15 protein-coding genes are annotated in these 18,753 nt (G+C 71.6%); 14 read left to right on the top strand and 1 reads right to left on the bottom strand.

The genetic code is table 11. The annotated features are described in order from the left end of the window. Positions 1-97: 97 nt before the first annotated feature. Positions 98-853, bottom strand: a complete 756-nt coding sequence (locus ACZ69I_RS37110) for a hypothetical protein (protein WP_470836918.1) — start codon at positions 851-853, stop codon at positions 98-100. A gap of 104 nt (positions 854-957) precedes the next feature. On the opposite strand from ACZ69I_RS37110, the gene ggt reads away from it, so the two are divergent. The 14 genes from ggt (at position 958) to aroA (ending at position 18,654) form a co-directional block, all read left to right on the top strand. Next, positions 958-2,787 (top strand): gamma-glutamyltransferase, encoded by a 1,830-nt coding sequence (gene ggt, locus ACZ69I_RS37115; protein ID WP_467678667.1) that lies wholly within the window; start codon positions 958-960, stop codon positions 2,785-2,787. A gap of 139 nt (positions 2,788-2,926) precedes the next feature. Continuing rightward, positions 2,927-4,372 carry a hypothetical protein gene (locus ACZ69I_RS37120; protein ID WP_470836920.1) on the top strand — a complete coding sequence of 482 codons (1,446 nt, stop codon included), beginning with the start codon at positions 2,927-2,929 and terminating at the stop codon, positions 4,370-4,372. A gap of 253 nt (positions 4,373-4,625) precedes the next feature. After that, entirely contained in the window at positions 4,626-5,468 is an 843-nt protein-coding gene (locus ACZ69I_RS37125) for a nitrilase-related carbon-nitrogen hydrolase (RefSeq protein WP_470836921.1), read from the top strand. Then, entirely contained in the window at positions 5,465-6,748 is a 1,284-nt protein-coding gene (locus ACZ69I_RS37130; RefSeq protein WP_470836923.1) for an aspartate aminotransferase family protein, read from the top strand. Before ACZ69I_RS37125 ends, ACZ69I_RS37130 begins: the two co-directional genes overlap by 4 nt. Positions 6,749-6,798: 50 nt before the next feature. Further along, complete coding sequence (gene hydA / locus ACZ69I_RS37135; protein ID WP_470836924.1) at positions 6,799-8,190, top strand: dihydropyrimidinase; 1,392 nt, start codon at positions 6,799-6,801, stop codon at positions 8,188-8,190. Positions 8,191-8,605: 415 nt separating this feature from the next. Further along, positions 8,606-9,508 (top strand): aromatic prenyltransferase, encoded by a 903-nt coding sequence (locus ACZ69I_RS37140; protein ID WP_470836925.1) that lies wholly within the window; start codon positions 8,606-8,608, stop codon positions 9,506-9,508. Between the two features lie 169 nt (positions 9,509-9,677). Further along, positions 9,678-10,715 (top strand): mevalonate kinase, encoded by a 1,038-nt coding sequence (gene mvk / locus ACZ69I_RS37145; RefSeq protein ID WP_470836926.1) that lies wholly within the window; start codon positions 9,678-9,680, stop codon positions 10,713-10,715. Between the two features lie 28 nt (positions 10,716-10,743). Then, positions 10,744-11,781 carry a diphosphomevalonate decarboxylase gene (mvaD, locus tag ACZ69I_RS37150; protein ID WP_470836935.1) on the top strand — a complete coding sequence of 346 codons (1,038 nt, stop codon included), beginning with the start codon at positions 10,744-10,746 and terminating at the stop codon, positions 11,779-11,781. Further along, positions 11,778-12,893, top strand: a complete 1,116-nt coding sequence (locus ACZ69I_RS37155; protein WP_470836927.1) for a phosphomevalonate kinase — start codon at positions 11,778-11,780, stop codon at positions 12,891-12,893. Before mvaD ends, ACZ69I_RS37155 begins: the two co-directional genes overlap by 4 nt. Then, positions 12,890-13,981, top strand: a complete 1,092-nt coding sequence (gene fni, locus ACZ69I_RS37160) for a type 2 isopentenyl-diphosphate Delta-isomerase (protein WP_467678685.1) — start codon at positions 12,890-12,892, stop codon at positions 13,979-13,981. The genes ACZ69I_RS37155 and fni overlap by 4 nt, the downstream gene beginning before the upstream one ends. Beyond that, a complete protein-coding gene (locus ACZ69I_RS37165) occupies positions 13,978-15,039 on the top strand; it encodes a hydroxymethylglutaryl-CoA reductase (RefSeq protein WP_470836928.1) in 1,062 nt (353 codons plus the stop codon). The genes fni and ACZ69I_RS37165 overlap by 4 nt, the downstream gene beginning before the upstream one ends. A gap of 3 nt (positions 15,040-15,042) precedes the next feature. Next, complete coding sequence (locus ACZ69I_RS37170) at positions 15,043-16,218, top strand: hydroxymethylglutaryl-CoA synthase (protein ID WP_467678688.1); 1,176 nt, start codon at positions 15,043-15,045, stop codon at positions 16,216-16,218. Positions 16,219-16,221: 3 nt separating this feature from the next. Continuing rightward, complete coding sequence (locus ACZ69I_RS37175; protein WP_470836930.1) at positions 16,222-17,199, top strand: 3-oxoacyl-ACP synthase III family protein; 978 nt, start codon at positions 16,222-16,224, stop codon at positions 17,197-17,199. A 165-nt stretch (positions 17,200-17,364) separates the two neighbouring features. Then, complete coding sequence (aroA, locus tag ACZ69I_RS37180) at positions 17,365-18,654, top strand: 3-phosphoshikimate 1-carboxyvinyltransferase (RefSeq protein WP_470836931.1); 1,290 nt, start codon at positions 17,365-17,367, stop codon at positions 18,652-18,654. Positions 18,655-18,753 lie beyond the last annotated feature (99 nt).

Raw genomic sequence — 18,753 nt, forward strand, 5'->3', positions numbered from 1 at the left:
AGAGGGCGGATCGCCCCGCCGGGTTGTCTGTTGTCCGGAAAATGCCTGCTAGGTCACAGAAGCGCCCGAATGGTGTCGGCGCTCCGTGAGCGGTGCGTCACTTGGCGCGATGGGAGGAGCGGGCGGCCGGTACGGGCAGCGGGGCCCGGGCCTCGCGCGTCACGTCCGCGACGAGCTCGACGACGTCGGGCCCGTACGCCTGCGAATTGACGATCTTCAGGAGCAGCACGAAGGAGTTGTTGCCGTACTTGCGGGCGAGCTTCTCGTGGTGACGGGCCAGATAGCGGGTGGCCGCCTGGCTGGTGACCGCGCGCTGGCCGCAGAAGAGGAAGACCGGGCGCGCGTCCTGCCCCTGGTCCGCGGTGAGCCGGGCGAGGATCACGTGCTCGGCGAGACCGGACTCCAGGCGGTAGCGCTCGCCGCCGATCTGGAAGGCGCCGCGGTCGGGGACCGGCTCCGGCTCGGTGTTCACCCGGACGCCGGGCAGCAGGGAGTGCATGTGGGCCGCCATGCGGCGGTTCACCGCCGGAGACCCCACGCAGAACTCGGTGCGCTCGCCGAAGCCCTGCTGGGCCGCGTCGTGCGCGACGACCTGGGCGTGCGCGCCGCACTCCTTGATCACCGCGGCCAGCTCGATGAGCGCGAACACGTCCTGGCGCACCACCATGAGCTCCGGGCCGCCCGCGTCGCGGTTCACCACGAGCAGCGACTCGGAGTTGTCGGGCAGCCCGAAGAAGGCCTGCTTGCGGCGGAGCCTGCGCTTCCACAGGTGGCCGCGGAGGAGCCAGCCAAGGGCGGCGCTGACGCCGACCGCGATCAGGCCGAGGACGAGGTTCCGCACGTCTTCAGTCATGGGGGCGCATGCTAGCGGGCTGCCGGACCGGTGTTCGAGGAGGTCCTGACGCGACGGGGGCCGCGAAGTTACGCTGCGCAGACGGCTGTTGACTGGAGGTACGAATGCGTCGCGCTGTCGTACGGAATTTGACGCTATGGGCGGTCGGAGGGGTATTGGTGTCGGTCGGTGCGGCCGCGCCCCCTTCGCCTACGCGCTCAGCGGAACCGGCACCCGCACACGGTGCTGCGAGGGCCCCGGCCAAGACGCCGGTCGCCGTCGGCGAGGGCGGCGCCGTCGCCAGCGTCGACCCGGACGCCTCGGCGGCCGGCATCGAGGTGCTCAGGAAGGGCGGCAACGCCGTGGACGCGGCCGTCGCCACCGCCGCCGCGCTCGGCGTCACCGAGCCGTACTCGGCGGGCGTGGGCGGCGGCGGGTACTTCGTCCACTACGACGCGAGGACCCACGAGGTCAGCACCATCGACGGCCGCGAGACGGCCCCGCGCACCGCCGACTCCGGGCTGTTCCTGGAGAACGGCAAGCCGATCCCCTTCGCGGACGCGGTCACCAGCGGCCTCGGCGTCGGCACCCCCGGCACGCCCGCCACCTGGCGCTCGGCGCTCGACACCTGGGGCAGCAAGAGCCTGCGCACGCTCCTGAAGCCCGCCGAGCGCCTCGCGCGCGACGGCTTCACCGTCGATCCGACGTTCCGCGCGCAGACCGAGTCCAACCAGGCGCGGTTCAAGGACTTCCCCGCCACGGCGAAGCTGTTCCTGCCGCACGGCAGGCTGCCGGTGGTCGGCTCCACGTTCAAGAACCCCGACCTGGCGCGCACCTACCGGGAACTGGGCCGCGACGGCGTCGACGCGCTGTACCGCGGCAAGCTGGCCAAGGACATCACGCGCACGGTGAACAAGCCGCCCGTCGACCCGGGGTCCGGCCGCGTCGTCCGGCCCGGTGACCTCTCCGTCAGGGACCTCGCGGAGTACGGGGTGAAGCGGCAGAAGCCCACGAAGACCTCCTACCGCGGTCTCGACGTCTACTCCATGGCCCCCTCGTCCTCCGGCGGCACGACCGTCGGCGAGGCCCTCAACATCCTGGAGCGCACCGACCTCTCCGCGGCCTCCAGGACGAAGTACCTGCACCGCTACATCGAGGCCAGCCGCGTCGCCTTCGCCGACCGGGGGCGCTGGGTGGGTGACCCCGCCTTCGAGGACGTACCGACGAAGCACCTCCTCTCGCAGCGGTTCGCCGACTCCCGGGAGTGCCTCATCAAGGACGACGCCGTCCTCAAGAGCCCGCTCGCGCCCGGCGACCCGCGCCACCCCCGGGCGTGCGGCACGGGCGACCGGGCGGCCCCGACGACGTACGAGGGCGAGAACACCACGCACCTGACGGCGGCCGACAAGTGGGGCAACGTCGTCGCGTACACCCTCACCATCGAATCGACGGGCGGCAGCGGCATCACCGTGCCGGGCCGCGGCTTCCTGCTCAACAACGAACTCACCGACTTCTCCTTCGCTCCCGCCGACCCGGCGGTGCACGACCCGAACCTGCCGGGACCCGGCAAGCGGCCGCGCTCCTCGATCTCCCCGACCATCGTGCTCAAGGACGGCAGGCCGGTGGTGGCGCTCGGCTCGCCGGGCGGCGCGACCATCGTCACGACCGTCCTGCAGACCCTGACGGGCTTCGTCGACCGGGGCCTTCCCCTCGTCGACGCGATCGCCGCGCCGCGCGCGAGCCAGCGCAACGCCGCGCAGACCGAGCTCGAACCGGAGCTCTGGAACAGCCGGACCCGCACGTCCCTGGAGGCGATCGGGCACTCCTTCAAGCAGAACCCCGAGATCGGCGCCGCCACGGGCGTACAGCGGCTGCCCGGCGGGAAGTGGCTCGCGGCCGCGGAGAAGGTCCGCAGGGGCGGCGGATCGGCGATGGTGGTACATCCCGACCAGTGAGCGGAAAACCGCATGTAGTCGTCCCGTAACTCATCTGGTGTTATCTTCCGGACCGGAAGACTCCAAGTCTCCACGGGGCGGTGCTGGACAGATGTCAGTAGGACAACTCCCGGAAGAAGTAAGGGAGTTCGCAAGGTATTTGAGGAATCTGGTCGGGCTGCTCGACCAGGACGCGGGCTGGTGCGGCGTGTTCTGGCAGCGCGACCCCGACGGCATGCGCGCCTGCCTGGACGGCGCCGAGGTACCGCCCTGGGACGTGGTGCAGGCGCTGCTCCACGACCTGGCGGCGGACCGCGGCGTCCCGGAGGCCGAGCGGGAGGCGGGCAGGGCGCGCGCCCTGCACCGGGCCTCCCTCGACGCGTACGACGCCCGGCCGGGCGGGCGCGAACTCCTCAGCGACCGGCTCGACATGATGCTGAGGGAGCAGCGGGTCGCCCTGGAGCGGCAGGCGGACCTGTCGCGGCAGCTGGCCGAGGCGGTCCACGCCGATGACGTGGACCGCGTCAATCTCGACCTCGCGTGGGTGCGCGACGACCAGGAACGGGCGACCGCCCGGTGCGCCGAACTCCAGGAGCGCATGGACCGCCTGACCGAGGCGGCGCGCCCCTCGTGGGTCGACCTCGGCACGGCGGCGCCGGGCGGCGACTTCGCCGGGGCCGCGCGCGCGGACGTCGGCGAGGCCTTCGACCGGGGCTTCGGGAGCGGTTTCAGCGGTGACCTCGGCGGTGACTTCGGCGGCGGGGCGGCCGGTGCGGAGCCCGCCGAGCACGCCCACGCCTCGCCCCACCCCTTCGACGCGGCGGAGGGCGAGCTCCGCGTACCCCGGCAGAACCCGGCGCCGGGGCCGACCCCGGAGCGCGCCGAGCGCTCCCGGCGGCGCCCGCGCGGCGCGCGGTTCGCCGGACTCGGGGACGGCGGTGATGGTGCGGCCGGTCAGGGCGCGGCGCAGGCCCCGGCCGAGGCGGGGAAGGCGCCCCGCGGCGCGCGGTTCGCGCCCGCCGCCGCGCAGGCGCCCGTACCGCCTGCCGACGTCGGCGGCGCCGATGCCGACGCCGGTTCCGACGAGCGCATCACCTCCGACGCCGTACGGGACCTCGTCCGGCTGCGCGGCGAGGGCCGCAGCGGCGAGGCGCACGGCGTGCTCGTCGAGGCCGCGGCCTGGCCCGCCGCCCGGCTGCCCCTGTTCGCCGGGGAGCTGCACCGGGCGGGCCTCGGCGCGGACTGGGCGACCCTGCTGTGGGAGGCCGCGTCCCTGCCGCCCGACCGGCTCGTCGCGCTGGCGGACGCGCTCGCCGGGGCCGGCCGCGGCGACGACTGCAGGAAGCTCCTCCGCCAGGGCGTCGCGCGCCCCGCGCCCGAGATAGCCGAGGCGCTCCTCGCGCTGATCGACGCGGGCCGCGAGCGGGAGGCCCGCGCGCTCCTCGACTCCTACCTGCGCGTGCGCACCCCCGAGGACGTCGCCCGCTGCGCGCACACCGACCCGCACCGCCTCATCCCCGTACTCCTGGAGACGGCCAAGGCGGTCTCGGACGAACACCATTGGGACCTGGTGCACGCCCTGCGCGTCGCGGGATTCAGCGCCTGACCGAGGCCGTCCCGAGGGAGTCGCGGGCCCGCCCGGACAGCTGCCCGGGCGGACGCGTGGCGCTGCCGCGCTTCTGCCGCTTTCCGCCCGTTTCTGGCCCGCTCGGGTGCGAAACATGATCGACTCCGCCGGTTGACGGCGATGGTCTTGCTCAGCCCGTCGGCGGAGGCTTACGTTCTCCTAATCCACGCAGCAAGTCTACGTGCGTAGAAGCTCTCTGACGTCCTCTCAAGGACCCGCGAAGGAGCAGCTCATGGTCAACGTCGTACGCGCCGCACTGGTCCAGGCGACCTGGACAGGCGACACCGAATCCATGATCGCCAAGCATGAGGAGCACGCCCGGGAGGCGGCCCGGCAGGGCGCGCGGATCATCGGGTTCCAGGAGGTCTTCAACGCCCCCTACTTCTGCCAGGTCCAGGAGCCGGAGCACTACCGCTGGGCGGAGCCCGTGCCGGACGGACCCACCGTCACGCGCATGCGGGAGCTCGCCCGCGAGACCGGCATGGTGATCGTCGTCCCCGTCTTCGAGGTCGAGCAGTCCGGCTTCTACTACAACACCGCTGCCGTGATCGATGCCGACGGCAGCTACCTCGGCAAGTACCGCAAGCATCACATCCCGCAGGTCAAGGGATTCTGGGAGAAGTACTACTTCAAGCCGGGGAACGCCGGCTGGCCCGTCTTCGACACCGCCGTCGGCAAGGTCGGCGTCTACATCTGCTACGACCGCCACTTCCCCGAGGGCTGGCGGCAGTTGGGCCTGGGCGGCGCCCAGCTCGTCTACAACCCCTCCGCCACCTCGCGCGGCCTCTCCGCCCACCTCTGGCAGCTCGAACAGCCCGCGGCCGCCGTCGCCAACGAGTACTTCGTCGCCGCGATCAACCGCGTCGGCCAGGAGGAGTACGGCGACAACGACTTCTACGGGACGTCGTACTTCGTCGACCCCCGAGGGCAGTTCGTCGGCGAGACCGCGAGCGACAAGACCGAAGAACTCGTCGTCAGGGACCTCGACTTCGCCCTCATCGAGGAAGTACGCCAGCAGTGGGCGTTCTACCGCGACCGACGCCCCGACGCCTACGAAGGGCTGGTGCAGCCGTGACCGACCTGTACGACCGCCACAAGGCAGTGCTGCCCGACTGGCTCGCGCTCTACTACCAGCGGCCCATGGAGCTCACCCACGGCGAGGGCCGCCACGTGTGGGCCGCCGACGGCACCAAGTACCTCGACTTCTTCGGCGGCATCCTCACCACGATGACGGCGCACGCCCTGCCCGAGGTCACCAAGGCGGTGAGCGAGCAGGCGGGCCGGATCATCCACTCCTCGACCCTCTACCTCAACCGGCCGATGGTCGAACTCGCCGAGCGCATCGCGGCGTTGTCCGGCATCCCCGACGCCCGCGTCTTCTTCACCACCTCCGGCACCGAGGCCAACGACGCCGCGCTGCTGCTCGCCACCGCGCACCGCCGCTCGAACCAGATCCTGGCGATGCGCAACAGCTACCACGGCCGCTCCTTCACCACCGTCGGCATCACCGGCAACCAGTCGTGGTCGCCGACCAGCCTCTCGCCGCTCCAGACGCTGTACGTGCACGGCGGCGTCCGCAGCCGCGGCCCGTACGCGGAACTGGGCGACGCCGAGTTCACCGCGGCCTGCGTCGCCGACCTGCGGGACATGCTCGGGCAGAGCCGCGGGGGAGTGGCCGCGCTGATCGCCGAGCCGATCCAGGGCGTCGGCGGCTTCACCTCGCCGCCCGACGGCCTCTACGCGGCCTTCCGCGAGGTCCTCGACGAGCACGGCATCCTGTGGATCGCCGACGAGGTGCAGACCGGCTGGGGGCGCACGGGCGAGCACTTCTGGGGCTGGCAGGCGCACGCCCACAACGGTCCGCCGGACATCCTCACCTTCGCCAAGGGCATCGGCAACGGCATGTCGATCGGCGGTGTGGTGGCCCGCGCCGAGGTGATGAACTCCCTCGACGCCAACTCCATCTCGACGTTCGGCGGCTCCCCGGTCACCATGGCGGCCGGCCTCGCCAACCTCGCGTACCTCCTGGAGCACGACCTCCAGGGCAACGCCCGGCGCGTCGGCGGGCTCCTCATCGAGCGGCTGCGGGCAATCTGCGCCCAGCTGCCCGTCGTGCGCGAGGTGCGCGGCCGGGGCCTGATGATCGGCGTCGAGCTGGTCGAACCTGGCACGGACCGGCCCAACCCACCGGCGGCCGCCGCCGTCCTGGAGGCGGCCCGCGAGGGCGGTCTGCTCATCGGCAAGGGCGGCGGGCACGACACCAGTGTGCTGCGCGTCGCCCCGCCGCTCTCGCTGACCGTGGCGGAGGCGGAGGAGGGCGCCGCGATCCTCGAACGCGCCCTGCGGAGCGCTTAGTCGACCTCACGTACCGGCCTCGCAGGCCCGCAGGAAAGGGAGCGCACCACATGAGCAACCGCACCTTGATCACCGGCGGCCTGGTCATCACGGCCTCCGACGAACTGCCCGTCGACGTGCTGGTGGAGGACGGCCGGGTCGCGGCCCTCGCCACCCGCGAAAGCCACGGGTGGAGCGCCGACCGCGTGCTCGACGCCACCGGGAAGTACGTGATCCCGGGCGGCGTCGACGCGCACACGCACATGGAGATGCCGTTCGGCGGCACCCTCGCCGCGGACACCTTCGAGACCGGTACCCGCGCCGCGGCCTGGGGCGGCACCACCACCATCATCGACTTCGCGATCCAGCCCAAGGGCGGGACCCTCGCGGAGGGCCTCGACGCGTGGCACGAGAAGGCGGCCGGGCGGTGCGCCGTCGACTACGGCTTCCACATGATCATGTCCGACGTGAACGCGTCGTCGCTCAAGGAGATGGACCGGCTCGTCGCCGCGGGCGTCAGCTCCTTCAAGCTCTTCACCGCCTATCCCGGCGTCTTCCTCTCCGACGACGGGCAGATCCTGCGGGCGATGCAGCAGGCGGCCTCCAACGGCGGCCTGGTGATGACGCACGCCGAGAACGGCCTGGCCATCGACGTCCTCGTGGAGCAGGCGCTGGCACGCGGCGAGCGGGACCCGCGCTACCACGGGGAGGTCAGGAAGGCGCTCCTGGAGGCCGAGGCGACGCACCGTGTGATCAAGCTGAGCCAGGTGGCGGGCGCCCCGCTGTACGTGGTGCACGTATCGGCGCAGGAGGCCGTCGCCGAGCTCACCCGGGCCAGGGACGAGGGCCTCCCGGTGTTCGGTGAGACCTGCCCGCAGTACCTCTTCCTGTCGACCGACAACCTCGCGGAACCCGGCTTCGAGGGCGCCAAGTACGTCTGCTCGACGCCGCTGCGCCCGCGCGAGCACCAGGCGGTGCTGTGGCGCGGGCTCCGCACGAACGATCTGCAGGTGGTCTCCACGGACCACTGCCCCTTCTGCTTCAAGGGGCAGAAGGAGATGGGCCGCGACGACTTCTCGAAGATCCCGAACGGCATGCCGGGCGTCGAGAACCGGATGGACCTGCTGCACCAGGCCGTGGTCGACGGGCACATCAGCCGGCGCCGCTGGATCGAGGTCGCCTGCGCCACCCCGGCCCGGATGTTCGGCCTGTACCCGAAGAAGGGCACCATCGCCCCGGGCGCCGACGCGGACATCGTCATCTACGACCCGCACGCCGAGCAGACCATGTCGGCGCGGACGCACCACATGAACGTCGACTACTCGGCGTACGAGGGAAAGCGGGTGACGGGACGGGTGGAGACCGTGCTGTCCCGGGGCGTCCCGGTGATCGACGGCCGGACGTACGCGGGGCGCGCGGGACACGGGTCGTATCTGCCGCGGGGCATCTGCCAGTACGTGTGACGTCCGCCGAACCGGGCCGAGGGGCGCGCCCGCGGGTCATGGTGTGACCCGCGTCACTTATGGGCCCCTTGGCTCGACGGCTCCCCCCGTGTCACTATTTCCGCACGCCGATTATGCCCAAAACCCGCCGCGAGACGCCGGGTTGAGCGCCGTGGCCGCCCGCTCGCACGGATGGGGCCAGGCTCCTGCTCGGCGCAGTGCTGATTCCCCTTCCCTTCCCGCGCGTCGTCGGTGCGTGGTCCTGCGCGGCGCGCCCGGAGTTGCCGCCGACAGGCCGGATCCGGGAACCGCCCCCGCGTGAACGCTCTTCTTCGTAGTCCTTTCGTCGTGCCGCGATGCGGCCGTACGGGCTTCTGGTGTGCCCCCATGACGTGTTCGTCGCCACCTCAAGCCGATATCGATCAATGGAGGAAAAATGCCGGAAACCGCCGAGTTGACGAAGCTGTACTCGATCATCGAGAAGACGGCTCAGCTGGTGGACGTCAACGCCTCGCGTGACAAGGTCTGGCCCATTCTGGAAGCCTTCGAGGATGTGATCGGGCAGTCCGTGATCTCCTTCCGGGCCTCGACCGGCAGCAGCGCGGACGACCTCGACTGCCGCTTCACGATGCTCCCGACGGACGTGGACCTCTACGGCCGCGCCCTGGAGAAGGGCATCACCCCGAAGACGGACCACGCCGTCGGCAGTCTGCTGGAGGAGATCCACCGGGAACTCCCCATCGGCAGCTACGGCGTCGACTTCGGAGTCGCCGGCGGATTCACGAAGGGCTGGGCCTTCCCCGACGCGGAGAAGCTGGTGAAGCTCTCCGATCTCGTCAAGCTTCCCTCGGTCCCGCCGAGCGTGGCCGCGAATCTCGACTTCTTCGAGAAGTGGGGCCTCGCCGACATGGTCAGCGTGGTCGGCATCGACTACGCGAAGCGCACGGTCAACCTGTACTTCGGGGGCGGCGTCGGTGACCGGGTGCCGGCCGAGGTGTTCCAGGAGAAGGGGGTCAAGGCGATTCTCGGTGAACTCGGGCTGGCGGCGCCGAGCGAGGAACTGCTCAAGTTCTGCGAGCGGTCGTTCACCATTTACACCACCCTGAGCTGGGACTCCCCGAAGATCGAGCGATTCACCTACTCCGTCATGACGCCGGAGCCGCTCGGCCTTCCCGTGAATCTGGCCCCGACTTTCGAGCGCATCATCAAGGACGCTCCCTTCGAGGGCCACAACTACGTCTACGGCATCGCGTCGACGGCCAAGGGCGAGTACCACAAGATCGCCACGTACTACCAGTGGCAGAAGCGCGTGGAGAAGCTCCTGCACTCCGACGCGTGAGGCAATCTCCACCCCCGCCGGGCGTCGCACGCCCAGAGGCTGAAGACAAAGGGCTTGGCGAGAAGCGATGCGCTGCTTCTCACCAGGCCCGTTCTTCTGGAACGGCCGAGGCTCTGTCGGCATCGGGCCGGCTTCATTCCTACCCAGAACTCAGGATGATGCGATCTCCATGCAGAAAAGACAAAGGGAGCTGAGTGCGTTGACGCCACCGGCCTCGGCGGAGGGGGTGTCAGAAATCCGTCGTGTTCGCTCGGTCGGTATCGGCCGCGCCCATGCGAAGACCATCTTGCTGGGGGAGCACGCGGTGGTGTACGGCGCCCCCGCCCTGGCGCTTCCGGTGCCCCAACTGGCCGTCACGGCCAGCGCGGGCTGGTCCGCCAGGACGCCGGACGACACCGGCGACGTGTCCCTGACGATGACCGGCTCCGCCTCGCGGCCGGTGGCGACGCAGGCGTCCGACTGGCTGCAGCGGCTGACCGCGGAATTCCGGTCGACCATGGACGTCACCGACGACGTACACCTCGACGTGATCCTGGACTGCGCGATCCCGCCGGGCCGCGGCCTCGGCTCCAGCGCGGCCTGCGCGCGGGCGGTCGTCTTCGCGCTCGCCGACCTCTTCGACCGCGAGGTCACCCCGCAGACCGCCTTCGACCTGGTGCAGACCGCCGAGAACGTCGCGCACGGCCGTGCCAGCGGCGTCGACGCCACCGCGGTGGGCGCGTCAGGACCCCTGCTGTTCCAGCAGGGCCGGGCCGAGGAACTGCCCATCGGCTGCGACGGGCTGTTCATCGTCGCCGACAGCGGCGAGGTGGGCCGCACCAAGGACGCCGTCGGGCTGCTGCGCGAGGGCTTCCAGCGCCACTCCGGCGCGCAGGAGCGCTTCGTACGCCGTGCCACGGAGCTCACCGACGAGTCCCGGCACGCCCTCGCGGACGGCAAGCCCGAGGAGCTGGGCTCGCGTATGACGGAGTATCACGAGCTGCTGCGCGCCGCCGGGTTGAGTACCGGGCGCATCGACGCACTGGTCGAGGGAGCGCTCGGGGCGGGCAGCCTCGGCGCCAAGATCACGGGGGGTGGCATGGGCGGCTGCGTGATCGCGCTGACCCAGTCGGAACAGGCGAGCGCGGTGACCCGGCGGCTGCACGAGGCCGGCGCCGTACAGACGTGGGTCGTACCGCTGAGGGGGTTCGCCGGTCATGGGCGCTGAACAGCAGGCCACCGCGGTACGCGCGGCCATGGACACGGCGGTGCGCGCGGCCACGGACACCGCGGGTGCCGCGACCGCCGTGGCGCATCCGAACATCGCTCTCATCAAGTACTGGGGCAAGCGCGACGAGCGGCTCATCCTGCCGCGCACCGACAGCCTCTCGATGACCCTGGACATCTTCCCGACGACCACCCGGGTCCAACTCGCCCCCGACGCCGGTGACGACGAGGTGACGCTCGGCGGCAAACCCGCGCAGGGCGACGCGCGACAGCGCATCATCACCTTCCTCGACCTGGTGCGCGAGCGGGCCGGGGTCGGCCACCCGGCCGTCGTGGAGACCGAGAACACCGTTCCCACCGGGGCGGGCCTCGCCTCCTCCGCCAGCGGATTCGCCGCCCTGGCCCTGGCCGCGGCCGCCGCCTACGGACTCGACCTCGACGTCACCGCGCTGTCGCGGCTGGCCCGGCGCGGCTCCGGATCGGCCTCCCGGTCGCTCTTCGGGGACTTCGTGGTCTGGCACGCGGGCCGGACGGACGGCACGGACGAGGAGGCGGACCTGAGCTCGTACGCCGAGCCGGTGCCCGCGGGCCCCCTCGACCCCGCCCTCGTCGTCGCCGTCGTCAACGCCGGACCCAAGGACGTGTCCAGCCGGGCGGCCATGCGCCGCACCGTCGACACCTCGCCCCTCTACGAGCCCTGGGCCCTCTCCAGCAAGGCCGACCTGGCCGACATGCGCCTGGCCCTGGGCCGCGGCGACCTCGAAGCCGTCGGCGAGATCGCGGAGCGCAACGCGCTCGGCATGCACGCCACGATGCTGGCGGCCCGTCCCGCGGTGCGCTACCTCTCACCCGCCACGCTCACCGTGCTCGACAGCGTGCTGCAGCTCCGCCGCGACGGCGTGGCGGCCTTCGCGACCATGGACGCCGGGCCGAACGTGAAGGTGCTCTGCCGCAGTGCGGACGCGGACCGGGTCGCCGACGTGGTGCGCGGCGCCGCGCAGGGCGGCGCGATCCACGTCGCCCGCCCGGGGCCCGGCGCCCGGCTGCTGTCCGGGGACGGACGGTGACCGGTCGTCCGACGGTCGTCCGGCGCGCGCCGGGCAAGCTGTTCGTCGCCGGTGAGTACGCGGTGGTGGAGCCGGGCAACCCGGCGATCCTGGTCGCCGTCGACCGGTACGTCACCGTCACCGTGTCCGACCCCGGCGCACCCGGCGTCGTACTCTCCTCCGACCTCGCCGCGCGAAAGGCGCACTGCCGATGGCGGGAGGGCCGGCTCGGCGGATCGGGGCCGCGGGACGAGCAGCTGCTCCGGGAGAGCTTCACCCACGTGGCGGCGGCCATCGAGTCCGTCGGCCGACTGCTCGCCGAACGGGGCCTTCCCGCACCCGCGCTCGACGTCTCGGTCAGCAGTGAACTGCACGACAACGGCACCAAGTTCGGGTTCGGGTCGAGCGGAGCGGTCGTCGTGGCGACCGTCGACGCCCTGGCGGCCCACTGCGGCCTCGACCTGACGCGCGACGCGCGCTACCGCCTCGCGATGCTCGCCACGGCGGGCATCGAACCCAGGGCGTCCGGCGGTGACCTCGCCGCCGGCACCTGGGGCGGCTGGATCACCTATCGGGCACCCGACCGGGCCGCCGTCCTCGACCTGGCCCGAAGATCGGGCGTCGAGGAGGCCCTGCGCGTGCCCTGGCCCGGCCACGACGTACGCGTACTGCCGCGGCCCGAGGGCCTCGCACTGGAGGTCGGCTGGACCGGAACACCCGCCTCCACCTCGTCCCTGGTCTCCGGCCTCGACCGGCGGACCTGGCGGGGCAGCGCCTCCCACCGCAGGTTCGTGGAGACCAGCAACGACTTCGTGCGTGCCTCGGTCGACGCACTGGAGGGTGGTGACCGGGAGGGTCTGCTGCGGCAGATCCGGCGCGCCCGGCAGGAGTTGGCCCGCCTCGACGAAGAGGTGGGGCTCGGCATCTTCACGCAACGGCTGACCGCGCTGTGCGACGCCGCCGAAGCCGTCGGCGGCGCGGCCAAGCCCTCGGGGGCGGGCGGCGGGGACTGCGGCATCGCGCTGCTCGACGCCGAGGCGTCACAGGACATCGCTCACGTACAGAAACGGTGGACCACGGCGGGCGTGCGGCCCTTGCCGATCCGTCCCGCCATGGAAGGGAACGAAGAATGATCTCTCAACGCAAGGACGACCACGTCCGCCTCGCTGTCGAGCACCAGCGTCAGCACAGCGGACACAACCAGTTCGACGAGGTGTCGTTCGTCCACCACGCCCTGGCCGGGATCGACCGGCCGGACGTGTCCCTGGCCACGACCTTCGCCGGCATCTCCTGGCCGGTGCCCCTCTACATCAACGCGATGACCGGCGGCAGCGTCAGCACCGGCGTCATCAACCGGGACCTGGCCATCGCCGCCCGCGAGACCGGCGTCGCCGTCGCCTCCGGCTCCATGAGCGCGTACTTCAAGGACCCGTCGTGCGCCGAGACGTTCAGCGTGCTGCGCAAGGAGAACCCCAACGGGTTCGTCCTGGCCAACGTCAACGCGACCGCGTCGGTCGACAAGGCGCAGCGCGCCATCGACCTGGTGCAGGCCAACGCCCTGCAGATCCACATCAACACGGCCCAGGAAACGCCGATGCCCGAGGGCGACCGGTCGTTCTCGTCCTGGGTCCCGCAGATCGAGAAGATCGCGGCGGCCGTCGACGTCCCCGTGATCGTCAAGGAGGTCGGCAACGGCCTCAGCCGTGAGACGGTCCTCCTCCTGGAGACCCTCGGCGTCCAGGTCGCCGACCTCGGCGGCCGGGGCGGCACCGACTTCGCCCGCATCGAGAACGGCCGCAGGGAGCTGCGCGAGTACGCGTTCCTGCACGGCTGGGGCCAGTCCACCGCCGCGTGCCTCCTCGACACGCAGGACGTCGGCATCCCCGTCCTCGCCTCCGGCGGCGTCCGCAACGCGCTCGACGTGGTCCGCGCCCTCGCGCTCGGCGCGTCCGGCGTCGGCGTCTCCGGCGGGTTCCTGCGCACGCTGAAGGACGAGGGCGTCTCCGCGCTGATCGCGCAGATCTCGACCTGGCTCGACCAGCTGGCGGCCATGCAGACCATGCTCGGCGCCCGCACCCCCGCCGACCTGCGGCGCTGCGATCTGCTGATCCACGGCGAACTCCGTAACTTCTGCGCCGACCGGGGCATCGAGACGGGGCCCTTCGCCCAGCGCTCGCGCTCCGCCGAGGCCGCCCACGAGCTGACGGGAAGCACCCGATGACCGAGACACACGCGATAGCCGGCGTACCGATGCGCTGGGTCGGACCCCTGCGCATCTCCGGGAACGTCGCCACCACCGAGACCCAGGTCCCCCTCGCCACGTACGAGACGCCGCTGTGGCCCTCCGTGGGCCGCGGCGCCAAGGTGTCCAGGCTGGTCGAGGAGGGCATCGTCGCCACCCTCGTCGACGAGCGCATGACCCGCTCGGTCCTTGTGGAGGCGACGGACGCGCAGACCGCGTACGTGGCCGCCCGGGCCATCGACGCGCGGATCGACGAGCTGCGCGAAGTGGTGCGCGGCTGCAGCAGGTTCGCCCAGCTGATCGACATCCGGCACGAGATCAACGCCAACCTGCTGTTCATCCGGTTCGAGTTCACCACCGGTGACGCGTCCGGGCACAACATGGCGACGCTCGCGTCCGACGCGCTCCTGAAGCACCTCCTGGAGACGATCCCCGGCATCTCCTACGGGTCGATCTCGGGCAACTACTGCACGGACAAGAAGGCCACCGCGATCAACGGCATCCTCGGCCGCGGCAAGAACGTGGTCACGGAGCTGCTGATCCCACGCGACATCGTCACCGACGTCCTGCACACGACGGCCGCCAAGGTCGTCCAGCTGAACATCCGCAAGAACATGCTCGGCACCCTGCTCGCCGGCGGCATCCGCTCGGCGAACGCCCACTACGCCAACATGCTGCTCGGCTTCTACCTGGCGACCGGCCAGGACGCGGCCAACATCGTCGAGGGCTCCCAGGGCGTCACGATGGCCGAGGACCGCGACGGCGACCTCTACTTCGCCTGCACCCTGCCGAACCTGATCGTCGGCACCGTGGGGAACGGCAAGGGGCTCGAGTTCGTGGAGACCAACCTCGCCCGGCTCGGCTGCCGGGCCGAGCGCGAGACCGGGGAGAACGCCCGCAGGCTCGCCGTCATCGCGGCGGCGACCGTGCTGTGCGGAGAGCTCTCGCTCCTCGCCGCCCAGACCAACCCCGGTGAACTGATGCGTGCGCACGTCCAGTTGGAGCGCGACAACAAGACGGAAAAGGTCGGTGTGTGAGTCATGGCCAGTGGTTCAGGCATAGGTATTCATGATCTGTCGTTCGCGACGACCGAGTTCGTGCTGCCGCACACGGCGCTCGCCGCGTACAACGGCACGGAGATCGGCAAGTACCACATAGGCATCGGCCAGGAGTCGATGAGCGTGCCCGCGGCCGACGAGGACATCGTGACGCTGGCCGCGTCGGCGGCCGCGCCGATCATCGAGCGGCACGGCAGCGAGCGCATCCGTACGGTCGTCTTCGCGACCGAGTCCTCGATCGACCAGGCCAAGTCCGGTGGCGTGTACGTGCATTCACTGCTCGGGCTGCCGTCGGCGGCGCGGGTCGTGGAGCTGAAGCAGGCCTGCTACGGGGCGACCGCGGGGCTCCAGTTCGCGCTGGGCCTCGTCGCGCGCGACCCCTCCCAGCAGGTCCTCGTGATCGCCAGCGACGTGTCCAAGTACGAACTGGACAGCCCCGGCGAGGCCACCCAGGGCGCCGCCGCGGTGGCGATGCTGGTGGGCACGGATCCCGCACTGCTGCGGCTCGACGGCCCCTCGGGGCTGTTCACCGCGGACGTGATGGACTTCTGGCGGCCGAACTACCGGGACGCGGCGCTGGTGGACGGGCAGGAGTCGATCTCCGCCTACCTCCAGGCCGTCGAGGGCTGCTGGAAGGACTACACGGAGCAGGGCGGGCACTCCCTGGAGGAGTTCGCCGCGTTCTGCTACCACCAGCCGTTCACGAAGATGGCCTACAAGGCCCACCGCCACCTGCTGAACTACTGCGGCTACGACACCGACAAGGACGCGATCGAGCACGCGCTCGGACAGACCACCGCGTACAACAGGGTGATCGGCAACAGCTACACGGCATCGGTGTACCTCGGCCTCGCCGCGCTCCTCGACCAGGCCGATGACCTGACCGGCCGCTCGATCGGCTTCCTGAGCTACGGCTCGGGCAGCGTCGCCGAGTTCTTCGCGGGACAGGTGGTGCCGGGCTACCGCGAGCAGCTGCGCACGGCGGAGCACCGCGCGTCGATCGAGCGGCGCAAGCCGCTGGACTACGCGGGCTACCGCGAGCTGCACGAGCGGTCCTTCCCCACCGACGGCGGGGACTACCCGACGCCGGTGCAGAGCAGCGGGCAGTTCCGTCTCGCCGCCCTGCGCGGCCACAAGCGGATCTACGAGCGGCGGTAGGGCATGGCGAGCGGAATCTCAGTTCTCGGTACGGGCTCCCGGGTGCCGGACCGCATCGTCTCCAACGACGAGGTCGGGGCCCCGGCCGGGGTCGACGGCGAGTGGATCGTCCGTAAGACCGCGATCAGGGAACGGCGTTGGGCCGCGCCGGGAGAGGCCACCTCGCACCTGGCGGCGGCCGCGGGGCGCGCCGCGCTGGAGTCCGCGGGCATCACGGCGGCGCAGCTGTCCCTGATCGTGGTGGCCACGTCCACACCGGACCGGCCGCAGCCGCCGACCGCGGTCTTCGTGCAGCAGCAGCTCGGCGCCCTCGGCGCGGCGGCGTTCGACGTCAACGCGGTCTGCTCGGGCAGCGTGTTCGCGCTGTCGGTGGTCGAGGGCATGCTCTCCAGGACCGGCGGTCACGCGCTGGTGATCGGCGCCGACGTGTACTCGCGGATCCTGAACCCGGCCGACCGCAAGACGGTCGTGCTGTTCGGCGACGGCGCGGGCGCGATGGTCCTCGGCCCCGGCCGGGGCCCGAGGGTACGCCACGTAGCACTGCACACCTTCGGCGATCTGGCGGACCTGATCCAGGTGCCCGCGGGCGGCAGCCGGGTCCCCCCGGACCGGGCAGCGCTCGACGCGGGGCTGCAGTACTTCGCGATGGACGGGCGCGAGGTGCGCCGCTTCGTGGTGGAGCAACTGCCGCACCTGACCAAGCAGTTCCTGCACGAGGCGGGCGTGGTGCCCGACGACATCGCGCACTTCGTGCCGCACCAGGCCAACGGCGTCATGCTCGACACCGTGATCGAGGACCTGTCGCTGTCCCGCGCCACCACCCACCTCACGCTGGAGGAGTACGGGAACACGGGCGCCGCCTCCATCCCGATCACCCTGGACGCGGCCGCCCGCAAGGGTGCCTTCGGTCCCGGCGACCTGGTCCTGCTCGCCGGTTTCGGCGGCGGCATGGCAGCGGGGCTCGCCCTGCTCGAATGGTGACGTCGCCGCCGTTCGCCCGGTGCGTCCGGCCGGATTCCTGACGGTCCCGGCCGGCCACCGTCCCCCGACCGGGCCGGGGAGCTCCCCCTTCCCCCGAGAGAGCTCCCCGGCCTGCGAACCCTGCTGTGAACCCCCCCCATCACCCCGCCCCAGGAAGGCACCCGCGTGATCACGGAGAACGAGCCGGGCACCGGCCTGGCCGCCCGCATACCGGGATCCAAGAGCCTGACCAACCGACTGCTCCTGCTGGCCGCGGCCGCCGACGGCACGAGCAGAGTGCACGCTCCCCTGGTGAGCGAGGACACCGTCGCCTTCCGCGAGGCGCTGAGCGCGTGCGGCCACACCGTGCGGACCGCACCGCGGGACGCGTACTGGGACGTGACGGGCACAGGACGCGGACCGTCCGGCTCCGCCCGGCCCTGGTGCGCCGACGCGGGCACCGCGGCCCGCTTCCTGCCGCCCTTCGCCGCCGCCGGACACGGCACCTTCCTCTTCGACGGCTCGGAGCAGCTCCGCGCCCGCCCGCAGCGCCCCCTGCTCGACGCGCTCCGCGCGCTGGGCGCCGACCTGGAACCCGGGCCCGGCAACGGACTTCCCCTGCTGATCCGCGCCCACGGCCTGGCGGGCGGCGAGCTCTCCGTGGACTCGTCGCTGAGCAGCCAGTACCTGAGCGGACTCCTGATGGCCGCGCCCCTGATGCGCGAGGGCCTGCGGATCCGCACCGGAAGCCTGGTCAGCAGGCCCTACGTAGACATGACACTGGCGTTGATGCGCCGCTTCGGAGCCCGTGTCGACGAGGGCGAGGACGGCATCCTCCACGTCGCACCGCGGCCGTACGACGCCACCGACGTCGCGGTCGAGCCCGACGCGTCCTCCGCCTCCTACGTCTTCGCCGCCGCGGCCGTCACCGGAAGCAGCGTCACCGTGCCCGGCCTCGGCACCGACAGCCTCCAGGGCGACCTCCGCTTCGTCGAGGTCCTCGAACGCACCGGCGCCGAGGTGCAGGTGGGCGCGACGGCCACCACGGTGACGGGCACCGGACCGCTGCGCGGCGGCTTCACCGTCGACATGGGCGAGATCTCGGACACGTTCATGACCCTCGCCGCCATCGCACCCCTGGCCGACGCGCCCATCACCATCCGCGGCGTCGCGCACGCGCGGCTGAAGGAGTCCGACCGCGTCGCCGCCGTGGCGGCGAACCTGCGGGCCTGCGGCATCGGGACCGCCGAGGGACCGGACTGGATCACCGTCCACCCCGGAGTGCCGCGCCCCGCCCGCATCGACTGCCGGCGCGACCACCGGATCGCGATGTCGTTCTCGGTCCTCGGGCTCGCCGTCCCGGACACGATCTCGCTGGACGACCCGGACTGCGTGGCGAAGACCTTCCCGGACTTCCACGACGAGATGCGACGCCTGTTCCCCGGCTACGCGCTCGCGCCGAGCACATCCCGCTGAGGCAGAGGAGCATCCGTTGAGCAGGTTGCGTTGGCTGACCGCGGGGGAGTCGCACGGACCCGCGCTTGTCGCGACGTTGGAGGGGCTTCCCGCCGGCGT

It is taken from the genome of Streptomyces sp. NPDC036815, from assembly GCF_055609205.1.